The organism is Deltaproteobacteria bacterium, from assembly GCA_019309045.1.
In the GTDB taxonomy this organism is placed as follows: Bacteria; Desulfobacterota; Syntrophobacteria; order BM002; family BM002; genus JAFDGZ01.
Map to the genome: position 1 here is coordinate 1 of JAFDGZ010000137.1, position 4972 is coordinate 4972.

Here is a 4972-nt window from a genome sequence, read left to right on the forward strand (position 1 = left end):
CGCTCACACCTTCCCGGAAATCCTGTACCACCAGGTGGCAAAATATTCGTATACAGCATGGGTCGAGGCAGCCAGCGCTCTCACCGATGGCCAGTACTGCAAAGGATCTTTGCCGCTGTCCCACCTGCGATAATCGCAGGGAGCTGCCAGTGGCTTCATTCCCTGGGCAGTGAAAACCCGCATTGCGCGAGGCATGTGACTGGCGGAGGTTACCAGGATCAGGGGCCGCTCGACCTGGAGGTTCTGCACTGCTATGGCATTCTCCACAGTATTGCGCGAACCTTCATCCACCACGATCTGGCTGGCCGGGATGGCCATTTGCAGCAGGAACTGCCTCATAAGTTCTGCCTCTGCTACCCGGTTGAAGGGATTGGCTCTGCCACCGCACAAAACGAACATGGCATGATCCATCTTCCTGTAGAGCCGCACAGCTTCGAGGAGCCGCTGCAAGGTGGCATTGCTCAGCCTGCTGGCAGCCGGCAGGTCACCAGCAGCGGACACGCCGCCCCCCAGCACCACAAGGGTTGCCGACCTGGGCAGACGAGCTCCACTGAGCGGCGGGTAGAGCTTTTCCAGGGGCTGAAGCAGACCGTTAGCCACCGGACTGATGCTCAGCACGTAGTAGAGAAAAACTGCCAGGCCGCCGATCCCCAGAGCAGCGCGCCTGCGCCTGGCCAGGGTCAGCACAACAGTCAACAGCAGCAACAGGAAAATAATGCCTGCGGGCATCAGGACATTCTTTGCCACGTAGGTGAGAGTGAACATCACACACCTCGCTGCCTGAAGGAAATCACCGCCGCAAACCATTTCGGCTGTCAGCGGTAATCTCTCTTCTCATCTGTCTCCAGGAGTCTCTTCAATTGTGGGCGGGGCGGAGCAGGTCATTTACAGTCTTCACCGGATTGAACACCGCCTCAGGAACCTCGACAAAAATCGTATTCCACCACGCCATACCACCGTTCCATAAGCCTGGCCATTCCAGCGCCTGCAACTCCCTGCCATAGGCGGTCTTGCGGGCAATGAACACGGCCCGGTCGTCACAATACTTCCTGAGATCGAATGGCTTCCCCTGAAAGTCTCTCAGGCCGCAGGCGATGAGCACTGGATTGAAATGGGTGGCGGCTCGAAAGATCTTCCTCTGCTCCTCGGATTCCTGGGCAATCTGGGCAGACTCGACTATCTGCAGCGACTGGCTCCCCTGCGGTTGTCGCACCCAGAAAGGCCCTCCCCCGGGCTCTCCCCGGTTCTTCACCATACCGCATACCCGCATAGGCCGCTGCAACCGCTCTCTGAGCCAGTCAGCCAGCCGCTCGGCAGGATAGTCCTCTATCCCCTGCGGCAGCGGCACCTGCAGCCTCTCATGAACAAAGTCCACTATTTCCTGCAGCTGCAGTCCCCCGGGCGAATGCTCCGCCAGGGTTCTCATGAACTCGAAGGCCCTGCCCTGCAGATCCGCCAGCATGCCGGTGAGGATTCTCTGCCAGTGCACTGCAGTCTCTCTGCGCCTGTCTGTGGCCACGTTGTCAATGTTGACAATGAACACCAGATCGCCGCCCAGTTCATTGAGGTTTTGGAGAAGAGCTCCATGCCCCCCGGGCCGCAGCAGCAAGGATCCGTCTGGCTTGCGAAAAGGCAGGCCTTCATCATCGAGGGCCAGAGTGTTGCTGGCAGGAGATTGTTGTGAAAAACTGATGAGGTACTGAACGCCCAGCTCATTTCCGTAGAAAGCAGCCGCCTTTGCCGCAGCAGCCTTCATCAAATCCTCGCTGTCAGGGGAGACCGTGAAATGCAGCCGGCAGCTGTGGCTGCGGTCCTGCAGCGTCTGGACAGCTTCAACCAGGTGCTCTTCCATGGCGGTACGCACCTGGGAATCATAACGGTGGAAAGGAATGAGGGCCTTGGGCAGTGAGCGGTAGTCGAGCCCCTCTGGCTCCAGGAGGAAATCCACTATCTGGTCATAGTCGCCCCGGGCAAGCTTATCATCCAGGGAGATTCCAGCCTGGGCCATTTTCTCGGCCAGCACTTCACTGAGAGCAAATTCTTTGAACTTGCTGAAAAAGAGCAGGCATGCCGTGGAGTCATCATCTCCCTGCTCTGCTTTTTTCTGAAGATGGATCTCGCGGAAGCCTCCCTGCCTGCGCCGCATTCTGTCCAGAAAGCCGAACATGCGGGTTGCAGCTCCTGAAGCCGGCACGAACCTGCACAGACGTCCGGCTGCAGCAGCTTCCTCCCAGATTCCCAGAAATCTCTCCTGGTCCCTGGAGTCCACCTGGAGGATGCCGTCTCCTATGGTGCATGGTCTGTCGAGTTGAAGCGGTTCAAACCCGGATTTGAGAATTTCCAGTTGTCTTCTCGCCTGAGCCTCGCTGATGCCGACCTTTTCCAGCTGAACCAGATCAGCAGCAGTGAATATTTCTCTGTCCATAGAGTTCACCTCTCGTTTCAGATTCGCTGCCTGTTGTGGGCTGAGTCGAGCAATTCTTCGAGCTGATGCCAACCATGAGAAAATAACAAAACAGTGCAGCCTTGAAGTCCCCCATTTAAAAGAGGAGGACCTGGGGGAAACTTGCAACCACTCACAACATCATCCCCCGTCCCCTTTTATCTGAGGGAACATGAGCAGAATGGTTTGCGGTATTTTTCTCCAGACCAGCAGGCTCCCCCAGGAGTCGGCCTGCAGCAGATTCTCTACCTGCTTTCCCGGCTTCCTGAGAGAGAATCGTTGAAAACAAGCAGCCATCCGGCCTGATGAAGTACATTTACAAGCACCTGTGCAGGCCATTGGCCAGCTTCGTCATCAAGAGTTGCTCGGTTCAACTCTGGCAAAGCCCTGCCAGGGGGGAGGACAGAAAAAAAACATTTTCCCTGGCGGACTTTTCTTGTACACTGAATCCTCGAGGTGGTCAAATCGGGTGGTCAAAATGCCTTGGGACCTGTTTTTCACAGTTCTGAACATGCACGATTGAAAGGTTAATTCTATGGATGCCAAGACTTTTAGAGAATATGATATTCGCGGAATCGTGGGAAGCCAGATCACAGAAGCTGATGTCAGTCGTCTCGGCCGCACCTTTGGCACCTATATGGCTCAACAGGGCAAGCACAAACTCACAGTCGGACGGGACGTGCGCCCCAGTTCAATCCCTTTCAGGGATGCCCTTATTGAAGGCCTCCTGGAAAGTGGGGCCCGCGTCATTGATCTCGGCATCTGCCCAACGCCGGTCTTCTACTTCTCGCTTCGCCATCTCCAGGTGGACGGCGGTATGATGATTACTGCCTCGCACAACCCCCCGGAGTACAACGGCTTCAAGATCTGCGACGGCGCAGATACCCTCTATGGACCCTATATTCAACAGCTCAGAGAACTCATGGACAGGGGCGACTTTGCCAGCGGCCAGGGCACCCTGGAGTCTTATGACATCGTCACCCCCTATCACCAGTACATCCTCGACAACATCAAGCTGGAAAGGCCTCTGCGCGTAGGGCTGGATGCTGCCAACGCCGTGGGAGGCCCTGTGGCACTACCCCTTCTGCGAGATCTTGGCTGTGAGGTGTACGATCTCTACTGCGAACCGGACGGCAGCTTCCCCAACCATGAACCTGATCCCACAGTACTGGAGAATCTGCTGGATCTCATCGAACTGGTGCAGAGGGAAAAACTGGATGTGGGCATTTCCTACGATGGAGACTGCGATCGCATCGGCGTGGTGGACGAGCAGGGGCGGGTGGTTTACGGAGACAAACTCATGATCATTTTTGCCCGCGAGATTCTGTCGCGGCGTCCCGGGGCCACCTTCATTTCAGAGGTGAAGTGCTCCAAGACTCTCTATGAAGATATTGAAAAACACGGCGGCAAGGCAATCATGTGGAAAACCGGCCATTCTCTGATCAAGAAGAAGATGAAAGAGGTGGATGCCGCCCTCGCCGGTGAAATGAGCGGCCACATGTTCTTTGCTGATCGCTATTTTGGTTTCGATGACGCCATCTATGCCTCATGCCGGCTTCTCGAAATCCTGGCCAGCACAGGCAAGACTATTGCCGAGCTTCTAGAAGGCGTTCCCAACACCGTGGTAACTCCGGAAATCAGGGTGGAGTGCCCCGATGAGATCAAGTTCACTGTGGTAGAGCGGGTAACGGACCAGTTCCGCCGCAGCTATTCCATCATAGATGTAGACGGTGTTCGAGTATTGTTCGATCACGGCTGGGGACTGGTGAGAGCCTCGAACACTCAGCCTGCTCTCGTACTCCGTTTTGAAGCCGAAACAGAAAGCCAGCTGGAAGAGTATCGCCAGATAGTGGAGCAGGCAGTGGAAAAGATTCGGCGAGATCTCGAGTCCTGAGAGCCGGTCAGCGCCCAGATGTCCCGGCCAAATGATCGACTTGGAGCTGCCGGCCAGGTCCTGCGAATTCGCAAGTTCGATAACGAAGTTGTTTACTCAGGGCCTGGTGCTGAGTGAACAATTGTTATGAGGTAAATCAGTAGAATACGTCACTGTATTTGCGAATCGAAGTACTGTGGAACCTACACTTCATCGATGTGAAAGGAGAGGCAGATGATACGAAAAGCTACTTACAAACTCCGGGTTACCAGGCGGGAGGCCCTGTACGTCCACGATGAACCGGACCACTCCTTGATGCTCGTCGAGATGGAAGGCGAACCACTGCAATACGAAGTGGGCGTGGCCGGTGAATTTGTCTCCAGGCGCAGCGTCAATTTTCACGACCGCATCAAAGGCTCCGGCCACATGCAGGGCTATGCCGTCACCAACTTCCAGTACGGTTCAGTATTCAGCAAGTTCGAAGGCGACAGGGACGGTCCCAGCAAGATTACCACAGGCACCTGGAAAACCTATAAAGGAACCGGCAAGCTCGCCACTATCAAGGGCGAAGGCACCTTCAAAGTTAGAGTGGGCGACCAACCGCACGAGTTCATTCTCGACATGGAAGGTGAATACGAGCTCTAGTGTGCCGAGGT

4 protein-coding genes are annotated in these 4972 nt (G+C 55.7%); 2 read left to right on the forward strand and 2 right to left on the reverse strand.

Translation table 11 applies throughout. The features are described from left to right. Positions 1 to 3 precede the first annotated feature (3 nt). Both JRI89_16505 and JRI89_16510 read right to left on the reverse strand, forming a co-directional pair. Positions 4 to 765, reverse strand: a complete 762-nt coding sequence (locus JRI89_16505) for a YdcF family protein (GenBank protein ID MBW2072833.1) — start codon at positions 763 to 765, stop codon at positions 4 to 6. A gap of 91 nt (positions 766 to 856) precedes the next feature. Further along, positions 857 to 2425, reverse strand: coding sequence for a DUF4301 family protein (locus JRI89_16510; GenBank protein MBW2072834.1), 1569 nt, complete (start codon positions 2423 to 2425; stop codon positions 857 to 859). Positions 2426 to 2978: 553 nt separating this feature from the next. Between JRI89_16510 and JRI89_16515 the strand changes: the two genes are divergently transcribed. Further along, positions 2979 to 4337 carry a phosphomannomutase/phosphoglucomutase gene (locus tag JRI89_16515; GenBank protein ID MBW2072835.1) on the forward strand — a complete coding sequence of 453 codons (1359 nt, stop codon included), beginning with the start codon at positions 2979 to 2981 and terminating at the stop codon, positions 4335 to 4337. A 213-nt stretch (positions 4338 to 4550) separates the two neighbouring features. Further along, positions 4551 to 4961, forward strand: a complete 411-nt coding sequence (locus JRI89_16520) for a hypothetical protein (GenBank protein MBW2072836.1) — start codon at positions 4551 to 4553, stop codon at positions 4959 to 4961. The last annotated feature ends 11 nt before the right edge of the window (positions 4962 to 4972 follow it).

Bases quoted from the DNA above. Each gene is read 5' to 3' on its own strand.
- JRI89_16505 (MBW2072833.1), bottom strand. From the start codon at position 765: ATGTTCACTCTCACCTACGTGGCAAAGAATGTCCTGATGCCCGCAGGC.
- JRI89_16510 (MBW2072834.1), bottom strand. From the start codon at position 2,425: ATGGACAGAGAAATATTCACTGCTGCTGATCTGGTTCAGCTGGAAAAG.
- JRI89_16515 (MBW2072835.1), top strand. From the start codon at position 2,979: ATGGATGCCAAGACTTTTAGAGAATATGATATTCGCGGAATCGTGGGA.
- JRI89_16520 (MBW2072836.1), top strand. From the start codon at position 4,551: ATGATACGAAAAGCTACTTACAAACTCCGGGTTACCAGGCGGGAGGCC.